The organism is Sphingobacterium sp. ML3W (assembly GCF_000747525.1).
Classification (GTDB): domain Bacteria; phylum Bacteroidota; class Bacteroidia; order Sphingobacteriales; family Sphingobacteriaceae; genus Sphingobacterium.
The window spans coordinates 715,715-733,947 of sequence record NZ_CP009278.1; the positions used below are offsets into that span (position 1 = coordinate 715,715).

The window sequence follows — 18,233 nt, forward strand, 5'->3', positions numbered from 1 at the left end:
ATTTATTAATAAGTTATACTTTTGTGGCATTAATAGGCAGGGGTATGTTCTGTCTAGAATGGTGTTTAAATTTTTATATTCACAAATAAATAGTATAAAGTGCTAAATATGAGAAATGTCTCATCCGTTTTGGGAAAACTTGCGAGGATAGTGTCAATGAGTTTGGCGCTATTATTTGCCGTTACGACGTTGCGTGCGCAAGATGTCAAGGAAGGTGAAAAAATCTTCAAATCTAAATGTGCAAGCTGTCACGCTATTGGTCAGAAGCGTGTTGGTCCTGCTTTAAAGGGTATTACCGATACAAAATCTGAAGAATGGTTGATTAAATGGGTTCAAAACTCAGCGGCTTTAATTAAGTCTGGAGATCCAGATGCTGTTGCAATCTTTGAGGAGTACAACAAGTCTGTAATGACAAACTTTACAGATATGCCAGATGAACAAGTGAAATCTGTGTTGGCTTATATCAAAGATGAATCTACAGAGAAGCCTAAAGAAGGTGGTACTGTTGGTGGTGGAGCTGCGAAAGATGACAATGCTAACTTATTTATGATCTTCGGATTGGTAGGTGTAGTTGTTTTGGCTATTGTTGTTATCGTAGTTTTAAACAGAGTAATCCGTACCTTAGAGAAAGTAATCGCTACTAATCAAGCTGCTATAGAGGCAGAAGAGGAGCCAAAAACGAGCAAGAAATTCCTTTCTTTCGCTCAAGGTTTTATTAAAAACAAAAAGTTAGTTGGTTTTGCTGTATTGATGTTGGTTGCTTTATTAGGTGTTGGTGGTTGGAAAACGATGTGGAACGTAGGTGTTCATACAGGTTATCAACCGGTTCAACCCATTAAGTTCTCTCACCAATTGCATGCTGGTGTAAACAAGATTGAATGTCAATATTGTCATGGTGGCGCTTTTAAATCTAAAAATGCCTCTATTCCTTCTGCAAATGTTTGTATGAACTGTCACAATACAATAACCGGTTCGGAGCATTATGATGGTGAGATTTCACCAGAAATTGCGAAAATCTACCGTGCGTTGGATTGGAATCCTGAGACACGTGCCTATGGTAATAATCCTAAGCCGATTCAGTGGGTTCGTATCCATAATTTACCAGATTTTGCTTACTTTAATCACTCTCAACACGTTACAGTGGCAGGAGTGGAGTGTCAAACATGTCACGGCCCTATAGAAACAATGGAAGAAGTATATCAATACTCTCCTTTGACGATGAAGTGGTGTGTGGATTGTCACCAAACTACAGATGTGAAGTCAGATAACAAATACTACGAAGATTTAATCAAGGCGCATGAAAGCATCAAAAAAGGTGAGAAAATGACAGCGGCTATGATCGGTGGTCTTGAGTGTGGTAAATGTCACTATTAATAATTATTCAGAAATACGCAATCTTATATACAGCTTAAATGGATAGCAATAAAAAATATTGGAAAGGTTTGGAAGAATTGAAACAAACACCTGCTTTTGTTCAAAAGAGTAAGGGTGAGTTTGCCGAATCTATTCCTGTAGAAGATGTTTTAAATGAAGCAGGGTTGAGTACAAAAACTCCACGCCGTGACTTCTTAAAAGCATTAGGTTTTGGTGTTGGGGCTGTTACTTTAGCAGCTTGTAATAGCACTCCTGTGCATAAAGCAGTTCCTTATTTAATAAAACCAGAGGAGATTACTCCTGGTATTCCTAACTTTTATACTTCGACATTCAATGGTCAAAGTATTTTAGTAAGAACACGTGAAGGTCGTCCTATTAACGTAGAGGCTAACCCGAATGCCATTGGTTTAAATCAAGGTACGGATTCAGGAACTGCAGCATCAGTTTTAGATTTATATGATGAGTCTAAATTAAAAACAGCTCAATTAAAAGGGCAAGATGTTGAATGGTCTAAATTAGATAGTACTGTTGTTGCTGCTTTAAATGCAGCTTCAAGTGCTGGTAAACAAATTACTATTGTTGCTAGTACTGTAAATAGTCCTACTACATTGGCTGCTATCGCAAAATTAACAGCGAAGTACCCAACGACTAACTTGGTACAAGTAGATGCTGTTTCTTACAGCGCTATTATTGAAGCGAACAAAAACACTTTTGGAAAAGCAGTCGTTCCTTCTTACAATTTTGATAAAGCAAATGTTGTTGTTTCTGTAGCTGCTGATTTCTTAGGAACTTGGTTAGCTGGCGAAGAACACACGCAGCAATATGTTAAAAATCGTGATCACAAATCATTGAAAAATGGTAAAATGTCACGTCATATTCAATTTGAATCTGGTCTAAGTATGACGGGTTCTAATGCGGATGTGCGTATCGCAATTAAACCTTCGGAAGAAGTTGCTGTTTTAATTTCATTGTATAATGAAATCACAGGTTCATCTTTAGCGGGTGGTATTGCTACTAAAAGAGCACAAACGGCAGTTACTTTAGCTGCTAAAGAATTAGTAAGTAATAAAGGTGCTGCAGTTGTAGTTGCTGGTTCGAATGATGTTAACATTCAAACCTTAGCAAATGCGATCAACAGTGCATTGGCTTCATACGGATCGACAATTGATTTAGATAATTATTCTAAACAACATCAAGGTTCTGATGCTGCTTTTACACAATTCTTAACAAGTGCTCAAGCAGGTCAAGTAGGTGTTGCTTTATTCTTGAACAGTAACCCTGTTTATGATTATTTCAAAGCTGAAGAAGTTAAAGCTGCGTTAAAGAAAGTTGATTTTACATTATCTTTCTCACAACGTGCTGATGAGACTGCTTCTGAATTGACGGCGATTGCTCCAACAAGTACGTTCTTGGAATCATGGGGTGATGCTTCTCCAAAAGAAGGATTATTCTCTATCGTTCAACCGACAATCAATCCTGTATTCAACACACGTCAAGCAGATCAATCTTTATTGGTATGGGCGGGTGATACGACAGATATCTATACTTTCGTTAAGGATCTTTGGACTTCAACTATTTTAGCTGGAAGTGCTAAAAACTGGAATGCAGTATTACAGACTGGTTTTGAATATAAAGGTGCTAAAACAGCTTCTTCTTATTCTTTCTCTGGTAATGTAGAGGCTGCTGCTAGTGCAGCTCTTGCTGCCGCTAAAACAGTAGTTGGTGATTTCGAGTTGAAATTATATGAGCCAAGTGCTATTCGTGATGGTAAATTTGCAAATAATGCCTATTTACAAGAGGTGCCAGATCCAGTTTCTAAGGTAACTTGGGACAACTATGCTGCTATCAATCCGAAAGACGCTGAAAAATTAGGTTTAGCTGAAGATTCAACGGTAACAGTTGAAGCTAATGGTTACAAAGTTGAGCTGCCAGTTGTGCAACAACCAGGTCAAGCTTTGGGTACAGTTTCAGTAGCTATTGGTTACGGACGTACTAAAGTAGGTAAGGCTGGTAACAATGTTGGTCAGAATGCTTATCCTTTTGCGAGCTTGGTAAATGGTACAATTCAATTTGTAGCAAAAGCAACTATTGCTAAATCAACTCGTATCTATCAATTAGCACAAACGCAAACACACCATACCATCGAAGGTCGTAACATCATTCGTGAGACTACTTTCGCTAAATATTTAAAAGATCCTAACTCAGAGTCAGGTCGCTTTACAGATAAACACAAAACTTATGATTTGTGGAATAAGTATGAGCAACCAGGTCATAAATGGGTCATGGCAATCGATTTGAATGCTTGTACAGGTTGTGGTTCTTGTATTGTTGCTTGTAACGTAGAAAATAACATTCCTGTTGTAGGTCGTGATGAGGTTCGCCGTCGTCGTGAAATGCACTGGTTACGTATTGATCGTTACTATACAATCGAGGAAGATGGTAAAGAGTATACAAAAGAGGATGATATCAAACAGTTGAGCGATTTCGAAAATGTAACTGTTGTTCACCAACCGATGTTGTGTCAACATTGTGCGCATGCACCATGTGAGACAGTTTGTCCAGTATTAGCTACTGTACACTCATCAGAAGGTTTGAACCACATGGCTTACAACAGATGTTTCGGAACACGTTACTGTGCGAATAACTGTCCATATAAAGTACGTCGTTTTAACTGGTTTAATTACTGGAATGATTCGCGTTTTGACAACTACTTGAATAATGAGTTTACACAATTGGTGTTGAATCCAGATGTAACAACACGTTCACGTGGGGTTATGGAGAAATGTTCGATGTGTATCCAACGTATCCAAGCTGGTAAGTTACATGCGAAAATGGAAAATCGTAAAGTAAAAGACGGTGATATCCAAATGGCATGTCAACAAGCATGTTCAGCGAATGCAATTATCTTTGGTGATGCTAATGATCCAGAATCAGAAGTATCTAAAGCATTGCGCAATGAGCGTGTTTATTACGTACTTGAGGAAATCAATGTACAGCCGGGTATCGGTTATATGACAAAAGTTAGAAACACTTTTGAGGCGTAATCTTGTTCATTATTTGAAATAAAAATACTATGTCATCGCATAACGAATCAATATTAAGAGAACCATTAATGACCGGTAAGGACATCACGTATGCTAAAATTACGGATGATATCTTACTACCGGTTGAGAATAAACCGAATAAAGCATGGTGGATTGGCTTCACTATAGCCGTATTAGGTGCTTTATTATGGGTAGTCAGCGTTAGTTATACCTTTTGGACAGGTATCGGCGCTTGGGGTCTGAATAAAACTGTAGGCTGGGCTTGGGATATCACCGACTTTGTATGGTGGGTAGGTATCGGTCACGCTGGTACGTTAATTTCGGCCGTATTATTAATTTTCCGTCAAAACTGGCGTAACTCCATTAACCGTTCAGCAGAGGCAATGACGATCTTTGCCGTTATCTGTGCTGCAACGTATGTTGTTGCTCACATGGGACGACCTTGGTTAGCATACTGGATTTTCCCATTGCCAAACCAATTCGGATCTTTATGGGTTAACTTCAACTCACCTTTAGTATGGGATGCATTTGCAATTTCTACGTACTTCACGGTATCATTGGTATTCTGGTACTGTGGATTGTTACCTGATATTGCTACTATTCGTGACCGTGCTACAGGCCTAAGACAAAAAATCTATTCTGTCATGTCATTTGGTTGGAACGGATCTGTGAAGACTTGGCAACGTTTCGAAATAGTCTGTTTAATCTTAGCAGGTATTTCAACTCCATTGGTACTTTCGGTACACACGATCGTATCTTTTGACTTTGCAACTTCTGTTATCCCAGGATGGCATACAACAATCTTCCCTCCATATTTCGTTGCAGGTGCGATCTTCTCAGGTTTTGCGATGGTGCAGACCTTATTGTTGATCTTACGTAAAGTGATGAATTTTGAGAACTACATCACGATGTTCCACATTGAATCCATGAATAAAATTATCATGGTAACAGGTTCTATCGTAGGTATCGCATACTTAACGGAGTTATTCATCGCGATGTACTCGCAATCAGAGTACGAGATGTATGCTTTCGAAAACCGTATGTTTGGTCCATATGCTTGGGCTTACTGGACGATGATGACTTGTAACGTAGTTTCACCACAACTATTCTGGTTTAAGAAAATTCGTACAAGTATTCCAATTTCATGGATATTATCTATTGTGGTAAATATTGGTATGTGGTTTGAGCGTTTCGTAATTATCGTGACTTCTTTACACCGCGATTACTTACCATCATCTTGGGCTATGTTTTACCCTACTTGGACAGACGTTGGTATTTTCGTTGGATCTATCGGTCTATTCTTTACGATGTTCTTATTGTTCTTACGTTTCTTACCAGGTATCGCGATTGCGGAAGTTAAATTGTTGTTGAAAAGCTCAAGTTTACAACACAAAACGAAATTGGTTAAAGAAGGTGCTTTCCCTGCAGAGCAAGTGGAACACTTTAGAAATTCTTTAGGCAAATATGATTCGGTAACAGAACAGGAAATTAAAGAGTTAAAATAATAGCAATGGGCAATACAAAATATATAATAGGTAGTTTTGCTGATCCGGATGATATGATGCATGGGATCGACAAATTGCAGAAAAATAATGTAAGCATTTATGATTGCTTTACTCCAATGCCAATTCACGGTATTGAAGCTAAATTGGGCGTTAAACCTTCGCGTTTGCCTATTGCAGCATTTTGCTTTGGAGTGTTAGGAACAACATTGGGCTTTAGTTTATTGTATTATACAATGGTACACGATTGGCCAATGAATATCGGTGGTAAACCATCGTTTGCTATTCCGAACTTTGTTCCAGTAACATTTGAGGTGACTATTTTAATCTGTGCATTAGGTATGGTTGCGACATTCTTTTATCGCAATCACTTATTCCCAGGTCGTACACCTCGAGTAATGGATTTAAGAGCTACAGATGATCGTTTCATCATCGCTATTGATGCTCGTGAAAACACAGACCATGCGTTGATCGATTCTATATTGAAAGAAACGGGTGCTGTAGAAGTTAAGTACAATGATAGAAAATATGTTAGTTATGAATAAGAAGAATTTACTCGTTACAGTATGTGCAGCTCTGTCGTTGACAGCAGTCGTTTCTTCTTGTGGTGACAAGACAACTCGTAGTACAGGTTGGGAATTCTCTCGTAACATGTATGATCCAATTGCGTATAATCCGGATCAACCAAACGAGAATTTTAAAAATAAGCAAACTGCTCAAACGCCACCTCAAGGAACAGATCCTATTGGTTTTATCCGTTTTGAGTATGCGAATACTTTAGAAGATTACGAACGTGCAGGACGTGAGGTTAGCAATCCTTTGGAATACACAGCACTTAATTTGGAAAAAGGGCAAGCTTTGTTTGCAACTTACTGTGCTGTTTGTCACGGTCCAGAAGGTAAAGGTGATGGCAATATTACAAAAGATCGTAGTATTACCGATTCAAAAGGAACTCGTAAGTTAGAAAACTTCCCTAATCCACCGTCATATCATAAAACGGATGGTGCAAACTCTTCAAGAGGTGGTTTGATGGCTGATTTGACAGCTGGTAAAATTTACCATACGATTTATTACGGTCACAACTCTATGGGATCGCATGCATCGCAGATGTCTCCTGAAGAACGTTGGGAAGTAGTTATGTACGTTCATGAATTACAAAAGAAATAATCTAACATCAGATAAATAAATGGGAACTCACAATCATCATCACGATTATAATTTCAACGAGCGATACGAGTTTGCTGGTAAAGCAAAGACATACAGTATTATCGCAATCGTTGTTGGTATAGCTGCAGTAGCCTACGGAATGCTTATGGGCGATCATATTCTAGTAGAGCGTACTTATGCTAACTTATTATTGATGGGTTATTATTTTACATGCGTATGTGCTGCGGGAGCGTTTTTCGTAGCGTTACAATATGTAACTCAATCTGCTTGGTCAGCAGGTATCGTTCGTATACCTCAGGCAATGGCAGCTATTTTGCCTATTGCTTCAATCATATTATTAGTGATTGTTGTGTTAGGATTAAGCACTCACAATCTATACCACCATTGGTATGCAGAGGGTCTTACAGATCCAAATAGTCCGAATTACGATAGTATCATTGCTGGTAAGTCTTGGTATTTGAATTTTTCAGGATTTTTAACACGTCAAGTAATTTTTATGGGAGCGTACAGTATTTTTGCTGTTATCCTTGCTAAATTGTCTTACAAAGAAGATTTAGACGGTGGTTTAAACTCTTATAAAAAGAGCTTTAAATTATCAGCTTTATTTTTAGTAATTTTTGGTTTCACAACTCCAATTTGGTCATTCGATACGATCATGTCATTGGAAGCACACTGGTTCTCTACGATGTTTGGTTGGTACAACTTTGCTGCCATGTGGGTTAGTGCTTTATGTGTAATCACGGTTATCTTAGTCGTATTGAAAAAAGCAGGTTATATGAATTGGGTAAATGAGAATCATTTACATGATTTAGGTAACTTAATCTTTGGTTTCTCTATCTTCTGGACTTATGTTTGGTTTGCACAATTTATCCTTATTTGGTATGCAAATATGCCTGAGGAGACTGTGTATTTCTACAAACGTTGGGAGCCGGAATATAAACCATGGTTCTGGTTAAGCCTTATCATCAATTTCTTAGCTCCTTTATTACTATTAGTAGATCGTCATGCAAAACGTAGACAGAACTGGATGTTATTCGTTGCTATCTTGTTATTAGCGGGTCACTGGTTAGATTACTATATTATGATCATGCCAGGTACAGTTGAGGAGAATCGTGGATTTGGTTTTGTAGAAATTGGTACAGCACTTGGTTTTGTAGGTTTGTTTACATTCTTGGTAATGAATAAATTGAGTAAGCAAGGTTTGGTAGCGAAAAATCATCCTTTCTTGGATGAGAGTTTGCATCACCAAATATAGTTTCGCTTTTAAAGGGATATTACGTAAAATCGTTATAAAGAAATGAGCTTTAAATTAAATAATAGATTCAAATCCATCTTGGGTTTTGTACTTGCAGTCGGATTGTTTTTCGCAGTCCCTTCTTTCGCAAGTCAAGATACTGTAGTGGTAGATACGACTAAAGCTACGGAAGCTGTTGCAGTTAATGCAACAGCTGATGGAGCAAATGTTGTTGATTCGGCGGCTACTGCAAAAGCAGAAGTAGCGGTTTCAGCAGGTGCGTCTACGACAAAAGTTGACGCTGCAGCTGCAGCAGAAGTTAAATCGATAGACCCTCAGGTTTATAAAAACTTCGTTTATTATGTTTTACTATTCTTGGTTATCTGTACAGTTGTTGCTGTTATAGGTAAAGTTATCTCTATTTATGAGTTGACGAACAAGATGAATAGAAAATATAATCCTTTAGCATCAAATAATGTTCAAGCTAGTTTGTTATTCATCTTCCTATTTGTTTTCTTAGGTGGAGTTTACTATTCCTTCCATGTACATGGTGGTATGGCTTGGAGAGATGCTGCTACTGAACATGGTGCTAAGATTGACACGATGTTTATCATTACGACGGTCATTACAACGTTCGTATTGGTGGTTACACACATTTTATTGTTGACGTTCACGTTTATCTATAGAATGCGTAAAGATCATAAAGCATATTATTTGCCACATAATAATACATTGGAGAAAATCTGGACGATTATTCCAGCTGTTGTATTAACGGTATTGGTTTTATTTGGTTTCTTTACTTGGAGATCAATTACAAATGTACCTGAAGATTTACAAAAATCAGCTATCCAAGTTGAGGTATTAGCAGAGCAATTTGCTTGGAATATCCGTTATGCTGGATCTGATGGTGAAATCGGAAAACGTAACTACAAATTAACAACTCCAACGAATGGTTATGGTATCGATTTCAAGGATAAAAGATCTTGGGATGATATCAAGGCTGACGACATTGTATTACCTGTTAATAAATCAGTTCGTTTTCATATCCTTTCTAAAGACATTATTCACTCGTTCTATATTCCTGATTTCCGTGTTCAAATCAACGCAGTACCAGGTATGACGAATTACTTTCAGTTTACACCAACGGTGACTACTGAAGAAATGCGTGAACGTATGGATGACCCTAAGTACGATTTCATTATGTTATGTAATAAGATCTGTGGTCAAGGTCACTATAGTATGGGTAAAAAAGTTATAATTGTTTCTGAAGCTGAATACAAGGAATGGTTAGCAACTCAAAATAAATATTTTACTGAGGATTTACAGAAAGAGTTTGCTGATAATTCAACAACTCAGGAAGTAAATAATAGCGTAAACGTTACTGCTTCATTAAATTAATTAGAATAATTGAATTTTAAAAACGAATATGTCAAGTACAGTTATTTCTCATAGCGCTGAGCATCACGATTCGCACGGACATCATCAAGAGTCATTCATCTCGAAGTATATCTTCAGTGGTGACCACAAGATGATTGCCAAGCAATTTTTGATCACGGGTATTTTCATGGCGGTATTTGCCATGATCTTATCGATCTTATTCCGTATCCAACTTGCTTGGCCGGACAAAGAATTTCCAATTTTAGAAGTATTCTTAGGTAAATGGGCTGAAGGTGGTCGTATCAATCCTGAGTTTTTTCTCTCATTGGTTACCATTCACGGTACCATCATGGTATTCTTCGTATTAACAGCGGGGTTATCGGGTACTTTTAGTAATCTATTGATTCCTTATCAAATTGGTGCGCGCGATATGGCGTCTCCACTAATGAATATGTTGTCATATTGGATGTTCTTTGTAGCATCTGTTATTATGATTGCTTCTTTCTTTGTTGAAAGTGGACCTGCATCAGCAGGTTGGACAATTTATCCACCGTTATCTGCTGTTCCAAAGGCCATTTCTGGTTCAGGTACTGGTATGACATTATGGTTGATCAGTATGGTTTTATTTGTGGCATCACAAATTATTGGTGGTATCAATTACGTGAGTACAATTTTGAACATGCGTACTAAAGGGATGGATTTATGGAAAATGCCATTAACAATTTGGGCATTCTTCTTAACTGCTATTGTAGGTATGTTATCTTTCCCAGTTTTAGTTGCAGCTGTTGTTCTATTGATTTTTGACCGTTCATTCGGTACTTCTTTCTACTTATCAGATTTAGTTGTTCAAGGTCAGATTTTACCGAATGAAGGTGGTTCACCACTATTGTTCCAACACTTATTCTGGTTCTTAGGTCACCCAGAAGTATATATCGTTGTTATGCCTGCATTGGGTCTTACTTCGGAAGTTATTTCAACAAACTCTCGTAAACCAATCTTTGGTTACCACGCGATGGTTTACTCGTTAATTGGTATTACTGTTCTATCATTTATCGTATGGGGTCACCACATGTTTGTGACGGGTATGAATCCTTTCTTAGGAGGGGTATTTATGATCACAACATTGATTATTGCGGTTCCTTCAGCTGTTAAGGCTTTTAACTATATGGCTACATTATGGAGAGGTAACATTCGTTTCACTCCAGCGATGATGTTTGCTATTGGTTTGGTATCATTCTTTATCTCAGGTGGTCTTACAGGATTGTTCGTAGGTAATGCGGCATTAGATATCAACTTACACGATACTTACTTTGTTGTTGCCCACTTTCACTTGGTAATGGGATCTGCTTCAATTTTTGGTATGTTATGTGGTGTATACCACTGGTTTCCAAAAATGTTTGGTCGTATGATGAACACGAAGTTGGGTTACTTACACTTCTGGATGACTTTCATCGGAGCGTACTTGGTATTCTTCCCAATGCACTTTATGGGTATAGATGGTGTTCCTCGTCGTTACTATGCATTCACTGAATTTGCTTTCATGGAGAAATGGGTATCTGTTAACTTATTGATTACTTGGGCTGCGATCATCGCTGGTTTAGGACAAGTTGCTTTCTTGTTTAACTTTTTCTACTCTATCTTCTTTGGTGAGCGCGCTCCTCAGAATCCATGGAACTCGAATACATTGGAGTGGACTACTCCAGTAGAGCACATTCATGGTAACTGGCCAGGAGAAATCCCGACTGTATACCGTTGGCCTTATGATTACAGTAAGCCAGGTCATGATGCGGATTTTATCCCTCAGACTGTTCCTTTCTCTGAAACTATGAGTTCGAATTTCATTCATGATTTCGAAGGCAACGAAGAGGCAGAGCGTATCCAAGCAGAATGGGATGCTCAAAATAAAAAATAAATAATTGATGATGTTTAGTGTAAGTCGCACAGCGTGACTTACACTAAACATTATTCATAACATAAAAGGGTTAAAGATATGTTTCCAGCTGCTGAAAAGCGTTTTATTCGATCTAATTTCATTACTATTATTGTTTTGTTTTTAGTTATTGTAGCTGGAGGGGTCGTACGTAGTACGGGGTCTGGCATGGGTTGCCCTGATTGGCCTAAGTGTTTTAATCAGGTTATTCCTCCCACAGATGTATCGCAGTTGCCTGTGGGTTATGAAGAACATTATATTACGGGTAGAGCAAATAAGAATGAGCGGTTTGCCAAAATGATTGAATTCTTTGGTTACCGTGAATTGGCCACTAAAATTCGTCATGACAAGACTATTCTTGAGCATGAGGAGTTTAACGTAGCGAAGACCTGGACGGAGTATGCCAATCGTCTGGTTGGTGTGATAGCAGGTTTTTGTTTATTGTTTACGGCCATTTATTCCTTTACCTATATTAAATCTAAGCGATCGATCTTTATTTGGTCTGTAGTTAATGTTTTTGTTGTTGTTGTTCAAGCATGGTTAGGTTCTATAGTTGTTTCAACTAATTTGACTCCTTGGGTAATTACGGTACATATGCTTTTAGCTTTAGTTATTGTTGCTATCGCCATATATACCTATTTTAAAGCAACAACTTGGCGCGATAAATCAATTTTAGTTAATCGCGACTCAAGTGGATTAAAAATACTTGCTTTCATCTCACTTTTGTTGATGTTGGTGCAAGTTGTCTTCGGAACGGAAGTGCGTGAAATTGTTGATATGTTGACAGCTTCAGGTATGCCAAGAGAAGACTTTATACAAAATATCGGCCAACATTTTGAAATTCATCGTTGGCTAGCATATAGTTCTTTGATTTTAGTAATTGTATTGTTCTTTTTAGTGCGTACTAAATTTAGTGGTAGTACAGATCAAGCGAGGTTTGTTACTATACTCTTTATTTTAGTCGGTATTCAAATGTTGTCAGGTATTGTTTTGGCAAAGTTTGCAGTTCCGGCATTCGCACAGACAACTCACTTAGTGGTTGGTTGCCTTTTATTTGGCACTCAATATTACTTGATGTTGTTACTAGGAAAATCGCAACGTTAATTGAATGAATGAAATGGATGTACAATGTGATATTGATTTGTACACGAAATTAAAAAGAGGACATTTGTCGCTATGAAAGAGTTTATTTCTGATTTCAAGAAATTAGTTAAGTTAAGACTGACATTAACGGTTGTTTTCTCGGCGTCTATCTCTTTTTTGATTGGTGCTAAGCAACTAGGTGGAGATTTGTTGTGGGTGAATTGGTTGTTATTAACAGTAGGAGGTTTCCTAGTGACTGGTGCAGCTAATGGATTCAACGAAATCATTGAAAAGGATTTGGACAAATTAATGACTCGTACCGCTGATCGTCCGTTACCTTCGGGTAGAATGACAACAGGTCAGGCTTTGATCCTAAGTTTAATTATGGGGATCTTGGGTACTTTAGTTTTAGTGCGTTTAAATTTCGTTGCAGGCCTGTTATCGGTTTTTTCTATATTGTTATACGCTTTTGTGTATACACCATTAAAAAGAAAATCACCAATCGCTGTATTTGTTGGGGCTTTCCCTGGGGCATTGCCTCCGCTAATCGGATATTTCGCGGCTTTTAGTCAAGACGATTTAGCGATGTACAGCCAAACGAATGAGAGTGCTATCATTATGATTCCATTTATCTTATTTGGAATTCAGTTTCTATGGCAGTTTCCTCATTTTTGGTCTTTGGCCTGGGTGATTGATGATGATTATAAACAAGCTGGTTTTAGGTTGTTACCGACCACTAAGCGTGATAAGATTTCTGCTTTTATGGTTTTCTTTTCGGCTTTAATTATGATACCTGCGGGTTTTCTACCCATGTATTACGGTTTCGCTGGTTGGATCTTTACCGCTGTTTCAGTAATTGGAGGTGTGTTCTTTGCTTATTATGGGTTTTTGCTCTTTAAGAATCAGGATATTGCTTCAGCTAGAAAAGTGATGTTTACATCGTTTTTCTACCTTCCTATTACGCAACTGGTCTTATTATTTGACTTTTTACCTTTGAAATAATGTTAAATCAAGGAGAACAACAAACTGACGAGAAGTTAGTAACGCGTAGGGCTCAAAAATTTGCGCTATGGTTAGGTATGCTGGGTATGTTTATGATATTTGCCGCACTATCAAGTGGTTTTATTGTTTATACGGCCAGTGGTGTGGATAAAGGTATCAAAACATTGTTACCCCATACGTTTATCTATAGTACAATTGCTATTGTATTGAGCAGTATCAGTATGCACTTGGCTTATAAAGCTGCGCAAGCAGGTCAATTGGCTAGACAGAAGGCACTATTATTTGTGACTTTGTTATTGGGTGTTATATTTTTTGTGTTTCAAGTTGATTCTTGGGAAATATTGACAGAGCGTGGCGTTTATTTTGTGAATAATAACGCATCGCAATCTTTTGTTTATATTTTTACAGGGATGCACTTAGCACATATAATTGCGGGTTTGATCGTATTGATTGTTGCCTTAGTAGGTGTGTTTAAGCCACTTCCTGCTGATAGCAATCAATTCCGCATGAATTTAGCCACTATATTTTGGCATTTTCTCGATCTTTTATGGATTTATATATATGTTTTCTTACTTTTGAATCAATAATAGTAAACAATGAGTACAACTGTATCACAATTGGATAAGGTAAAAACTGGTCCATGGAATGGTGGAAAATCACCTTGGAATTTGGAATACGGAAAAATCATGATGTGGTTTTTCTTGGTAGGAGATGCTTTTACATTTTCTTCGTTTTTGCTTTATTACGGAGCGCAACGTTTTGCACACAGTACATGGCCTGATCCTGATAAGATTTTCCAATCGATTCCGGGTATTGCTGAAAGCGGACAGCCTTTAGTTTTCGTAGGTATCATGACCTTCATTTTGATCATGTCATCTGTAACGATGGTAATGGCTGTAGAAGCAGGACATAGAAATTCGAAACAAGAAGTTGTTAAATGGATGTTATGGACAATTCTAGGAGGTATTTGTTTCGTAGGATGTCAAGCTATTGAGTGGACTCACTTACACCATGCTGGTTTTTGGTTTGGAAGAAACCCGGCAACAGGTTTAGAGGGTGAAGCTATTAAAGAAGCTTTACAACCATATTTTACGAGTGATATTTCCTATACGTCAGCACTTCAATTTGCGAATCTATTCTTTACAATTACTGGTTTCCACGGATTCCACGTTAGTATCGGTATTTTATTAAATATTATTGTATTGTTCATGACCATGAATAACACATTCCAGAATCGTGGTTCATATTTAATGATTGAAAAAGTAGGTTTATACTGGCACTTTGTGGATTTAGTTTGGGTGTTTGTATTTACATTCTTCTATTTAGTATAATTATAAGTTTTTAATTTTAGAAAAGCTATGTCACAACATCAAGATAATATTGCCGCTCACGATGAGCATGCACACGGAATGGATAAGAAAGGTATCTGGAGAATTTTCTTCGTACTTTTAGCTTTAACGGCTTTAGAATTCTTAATCGCATTGGGATTTGTTCATCACTGGCAAATTTTAACAAAGGGTGCTTTTGTTAATACGATTTATATCGTGTTGACATTAGTAAAAGCATACTATATTGTTGCTTACTTTATGCACTTAAAATTTGAGAAATCTAGTTTTATAATTACCGTAAGTATTGTATTTCTTTTTATTATTTACTTTATCATTTTACTACTTACTGAAGGTAATTTCTTATTGACAGATTTGGTACCTCACGAAGTGTGGGAAAATAAATAATGTAAATGAGTAAAAATACTGGTAAAAAGAGAGGTATTCAAACTATCATGATCCTGGCAATAATATTATTATTGCCAGGATTTTTGTATGTAGTATTGAATAGAAATGGGATGGCAAATTCGTATGCCACACTGCCTATTTTTGGTGAGAAGGAAGTTCCTGGTACTACTCATAAAAAATGGGGTCGAGAGCGTATGGATACCATCTATCATGAGGTTCCCAACATCTCCTTTGTAAATTACGATGGTCAGCCTATACAGCTGTTTGATCAAGATAGTGCTATTTCTGTTGTGCATCTGTTTTATTCTCGAGATAAATCATTTTCAACTTCATTGATCAATAACTTGAATAAGGTTTCGGGTGATTTTAGACATAATGGAATGGTTAAATTTTATTCTGTTACTGTGGATACCACCTATGATAGTCCAGAAGTAATAAAAAATTACATTCAGAATATAGATCCTTCGGGGAAAAGATGGTATTTTGTGACCAAGCCGTCATCGGATATTTTCAAATTCGCACAGCAGGGTTTATTGCAAGATGCTTTAGCAAGTGACGATGTTAATAAACCATTTGTTATCGGTTCTTCCTATGTTTTGATAGATTCAAAAAGAAGAATTCGTGGATTTTACGATATCACGACGAAAAGGGAGGCTGAGCGTTTGAGTGATGAAATTAAATTATTGGTTGTGGAAGAAATAAGAAATCATCCACCAAAGATTGAAAATAAATAAAATGGGACAGACTGCAGAAGAGAAAAAATATAACAAGTGGATTATCGTTTTGTCGGTTGTTATTCCACTTGTCGTTGCTGCGTTATTTGGCGTTAACTTAAAGAAACTAGGTTATGATGTTGAGCCTTTGAGTTTTTTGCCTCCGATATATGCAACGATCAATGGTCTTACAGCTGTTTTATTGATTGCTGCTGTTATGGCTATAAAAAATGGTAATAGAATTTTACATGAGCGACTTATTAAATTATGCGTTTGTTGTTCTGTTGCTTTTTTAGGGATGTATGTGGCTTATCACATGACTTCTAATTCAACATCATATGGTGGTGAAGGGATATTACGTCCAATTTATTATTTTATCTTAATTACGCATATTATTTTGTCGGTCATCATTATTCCTTTTGTATTGATTACTTATGTAAGAGGTATGGCAGGATCTTATGAAAGGCATAAAAAAATAGCACGTATAACCTATCCAATGTGGTTGTATGTTGCCATAACGGGTGTTATTGTTTATTTGATGATTTCACCTTATTATGTTTAATAATTAAATTAAAAGGTATGACAAGTGCATGGGTATATCAATCGAATCGTTTCTTTACTGATGAAGAAGCTTTATTGATTCAAAATAGATTAACTGATTTTGCAGCGGGTTGGAAAGTTCATGGAGAACCATTATCTGCCCAAGCGGAAGTTAAGTTTAATTTGTTCGTGGTACTTTCGGTTGACGAACATATTGCGGCGGCTTCTGGCTGTTCGATCGATAGCTCCGTTCGTTTTCTAAAAGTTTTGGAGGAGGAATTTAATATTCAACTTTTTGATCGTATGAATGTTGCTTTTAAAACTGCTGGTGAACTTCAAGTCGCTTCAAGGAGTGAATTTGAAGGGCTGGTAAAAGGTGGTGCTATTCATGACGATACGTTGGTATATGATAATACCATTACATCGCTTGCTGCTCTTGCAGATAAATGGGAAGTTCCTTTTGTCGAAAGCTGGCACAAACGTGTATTTGGTTAAATAAAAAAAGCGATGATAGTGAATCATCGCTTTTTTTATTGCTATACTATTTTGCGCAGCATATTGGCGTTGCGGGCTTTATAGCTATTCGGGTATTTGATAATGATTGAGATACCTAACAATGGCATTTGCCCTACGATTGACGTATACAGAGGGGTTACGTGCATCCCATTGCCTTGGATTGGGTAATATGGCGATGATCAATGCCGCTTGCTTTTTCGATAGGGAAGAAGCCGATTTCTTGAAATAGTACTGCGATGCTGCTTCTGCACCATATACACCTTGTCCCATCTCAATGACATTGAGATATACCTCCAAGATTCTTTTCTTGCTCCAGAATATTTCGATCAATCCTGTAAAGTAGGTTTCCAATCCTTTCCTTAACCAAGATCGTTTGGGCCAAAGGAATACATTCTTTGCTACTTGTTGACTAATGGTGCTGCCACCACGTAGTTTTTTGCCATCTTTATTTTTTTCTATTGCTTTTTGAATCGCATCTGTATCAAATCCCCAGTGGGTCAAGAAATGTGCATCTTCTCCAGCTATTGCTGCTCGCTTTAAATTATCAGATAGCTCGTCGTAATTTCGCCAGTCTTTATCTAATTTAAATCCTTTATCTGCTGCTTTTAATTCAAAACCACGCTGTATCATTAACCAAGTGATTGGTGGGTTGATAAATTTAAGAGCAATGACCCAGAATAGCGTGACGGCGAAGAAACCTCCTATAATTCGTATTGACCAGGTTTTGATTTTTTTCTTCCAACTTGCTTGAACCTTTTTTTTCTTAACGTTGTTCGCTCTTTTTATTGCCATATCTTTTGAAAAACTATGCAAAGGAACGAAATATTTTCTCAATGGTAAGCGTGTGTTTTTAGGATTGTCTTATTGTATTTGAAGATGGGTTTGTATATGCGAAAGAATCGACCGCGTAACCGATGTCATGCCTTATACTGGTGTGCCGTCAAATTACTTAAATTAGATTTAGTTTTTCATATTATCCTTGTTCATTTGTCTAATCAGGTAGATTATGTTATTTTTA

General features: G+C 37.3%; 17 protein-coding genes. 16 read left to right on the forward strand and 1 reads right to left on the reverse strand.

What is annotated here, in order from left to right; genetic code table 11:
- The first annotated feature begins 108 nt into the window (after nucleotides 1–108).
- The 16 genes from KO02_RS03260 (at nucleotide 109) to KO02_RS03335 (ending at nucleotide 17,194) form a co-directional block, all read left to right on the forward strand.
- Nucleotides 109–1,374, forward strand: coding sequence for a c-type cytochrome (locus tag KO02_RS03260; protein ID WP_038695799.1), 1,266 nt, complete (start codon nucleotides 109–111; stop codon nucleotides 1,372–1,374).
- Nucleotides 1,375–1,412: 38 nt separating this feature from the next.
- Nucleotides 1,413–4,418 carry a TAT-variant-translocated molybdopterin oxidoreductase gene (locus KO02_RS03265; protein ID WP_038695801.1) on the forward strand — a complete coding sequence of 1,002 codons (3,006 nt, stop codon included), beginning with the start codon at nucleotides 1,413–1,415 and terminating at the stop codon, nucleotides 4,416–4,418.
- A gap of 29 nt (nucleotides 4,419–4,447) precedes the next feature.
- A complete protein-coding gene (gene nrfD / locus KO02_RS03270; protein WP_038695803.1) occupies nucleotides 4,448–5,923 on the forward strand; it encodes an NrfD/PsrC family molybdoenzyme membrane anchor subunit in 1,476 nt (491 codons plus the stop codon).
- Nucleotides 5,924–5,928: 5 nt separating this feature from the next.
- Nucleotides 5,929–6,465 carry a DUF3341 domain-containing protein gene (locus tag KO02_RS03275; RefSeq protein WP_038695805.1) on the forward strand — a complete coding sequence of 179 codons (537 nt, stop codon included), beginning with the start codon at nucleotides 5,929–5,931 and terminating at the stop codon, nucleotides 6,463–6,465.
- A complete protein-coding gene (locus tag KO02_RS03280; RefSeq protein ID WP_400262359.1) occupies nucleotides 6,458–7,087 on the forward strand; it encodes a c-type cytochrome in 630 nt (209 codons plus the stop codon). Before KO02_RS03275 ends, KO02_RS03280 begins: the two co-directional genes overlap by 8 nt.
- Before the next feature lie 19 nt (nucleotides 7,088–7,106).
- Entirely contained in the window at nucleotides 7,107–8,342 is a 1,236-nt protein-coding gene (locus KO02_RS03285; protein ID WP_038695807.1) for a hypothetical protein, read from the forward strand.
- Nucleotides 8,343–8,384: 42 nt separating this feature from the next.
- Nucleotides 8,385–9,719, forward strand: coding sequence for a cytochrome c oxidase subunit II (locus KO02_RS03290; RefSeq protein WP_235212340.1), 1,335 nt, complete (start codon nucleotides 8,385–8,387; stop codon nucleotides 9,717–9,719).
- Nucleotides 9,720–9,747: 28 nt separating this feature from the next.
- Nucleotides 9,748–11,610: a cbb3-type cytochrome c oxidase subunit I gene (locus KO02_RS03295; RefSeq protein ID WP_200878599.1), complete on the forward strand. Its 1,863-nt coding sequence runs from the start codon at nucleotides 9,748–9,750 to the stop codon at nucleotides 11,608–11,610.
- Nucleotides 11,611–11,688: 78 nt separating this feature from the next.
- Nucleotides 11,689–12,732 carry a COX15/CtaA family protein gene (locus tag KO02_RS03300; RefSeq protein ID WP_038695809.1) on the forward strand — a complete coding sequence of 348 codons (1,044 nt, stop codon included), beginning with the start codon at nucleotides 11,689–11,691 and terminating at the stop codon, nucleotides 12,730–12,732.
- Nucleotides 12,733–12,804: 72 nt separating this feature from the next.
- Nucleotides 12,805–13,713 (forward strand): heme o synthase, encoded by a 909-nt coding sequence (gene cyoE, locus KO02_RS03305; RefSeq protein WP_038695811.1) that lies wholly within the window; start codon nucleotides 12,805–12,807, stop codon nucleotides 13,711–13,713.
- Nucleotides 13,713–14,300 (forward strand): heme-copper oxidase subunit III, encoded by a 588-nt coding sequence (locus KO02_RS03310; protein ID WP_038695813.1) that lies wholly within the window; start codon nucleotides 13,713–13,715, stop codon nucleotides 14,298–14,300. Before cyoE ends, KO02_RS03310 begins: the two co-directional genes overlap by 1 nt.
- A 9-nt stretch (nucleotides 14,301–14,309) precedes the next feature.
- Nucleotides 14,310–15,044 (forward strand): cytochrome c oxidase subunit 3, encoded by a 735-nt coding sequence (locus KO02_RS03315; protein WP_038695815.1) that lies wholly within the window; start codon nucleotides 14,310–14,312, stop codon nucleotides 15,042–15,044.
- Between the two features lie 27 nt (nucleotides 15,045–15,071).
- A complete protein-coding gene (locus KO02_RS03320; RefSeq protein WP_038695817.1) occupies nucleotides 15,072–15,446 on the forward strand; it encodes a cytochrome C oxidase subunit IV family protein in 375 nt (124 codons plus the stop codon).
- A gap of 5 nt (nucleotides 15,447–15,451) precedes the next feature.
- The gene (locus KO02_RS03325) at nucleotides 15,452–16,180 is read left to right on the forward strand and encodes an SCO family protein (protein ID WP_038695819.1); all 729 of its coding nucleotides are present in this window, start codon (nucleotides 15,452–15,454) and stop codon (nucleotides 16,178–16,180) included.
- A gap of 1 nt (nucleotide 16,181) precedes the next feature.
- Nucleotides 16,182–16,721, forward strand: a complete 540-nt coding sequence (locus tag KO02_RS03330) for a DUF420 domain-containing protein (RefSeq protein WP_038695821.1) — start codon at nucleotides 16,182–16,184, stop codon at nucleotides 16,719–16,721.
- Between the two features lie 17 nt (nucleotides 16,722–16,738).
- Nucleotides 16,739–17,194 (forward strand): hypothetical protein, encoded by a 456-nt coding sequence (locus KO02_RS03335; RefSeq protein ID WP_038695824.1) that lies wholly within the window; start codon nucleotides 16,739–16,741, stop codon nucleotides 17,192–17,194.
- An 84-nt stretch (nucleotides 17,195–17,278) separates the two neighbouring features.
- Here KO02_RS03335 and mtgA read toward each other — a convergent pair whose 3' ends face one another.
- A complete protein-coding gene (gene mtgA / locus KO02_RS03340) occupies nucleotides 17,279–18,007 on the reverse strand; it encodes a monofunctional biosynthetic peptidoglycan transglycosylase (protein ID WP_038695826.1) in 729 nt (242 codons plus the stop codon).
- Nucleotides 18,008–18,233: the final 226 nt, after the last annotated feature.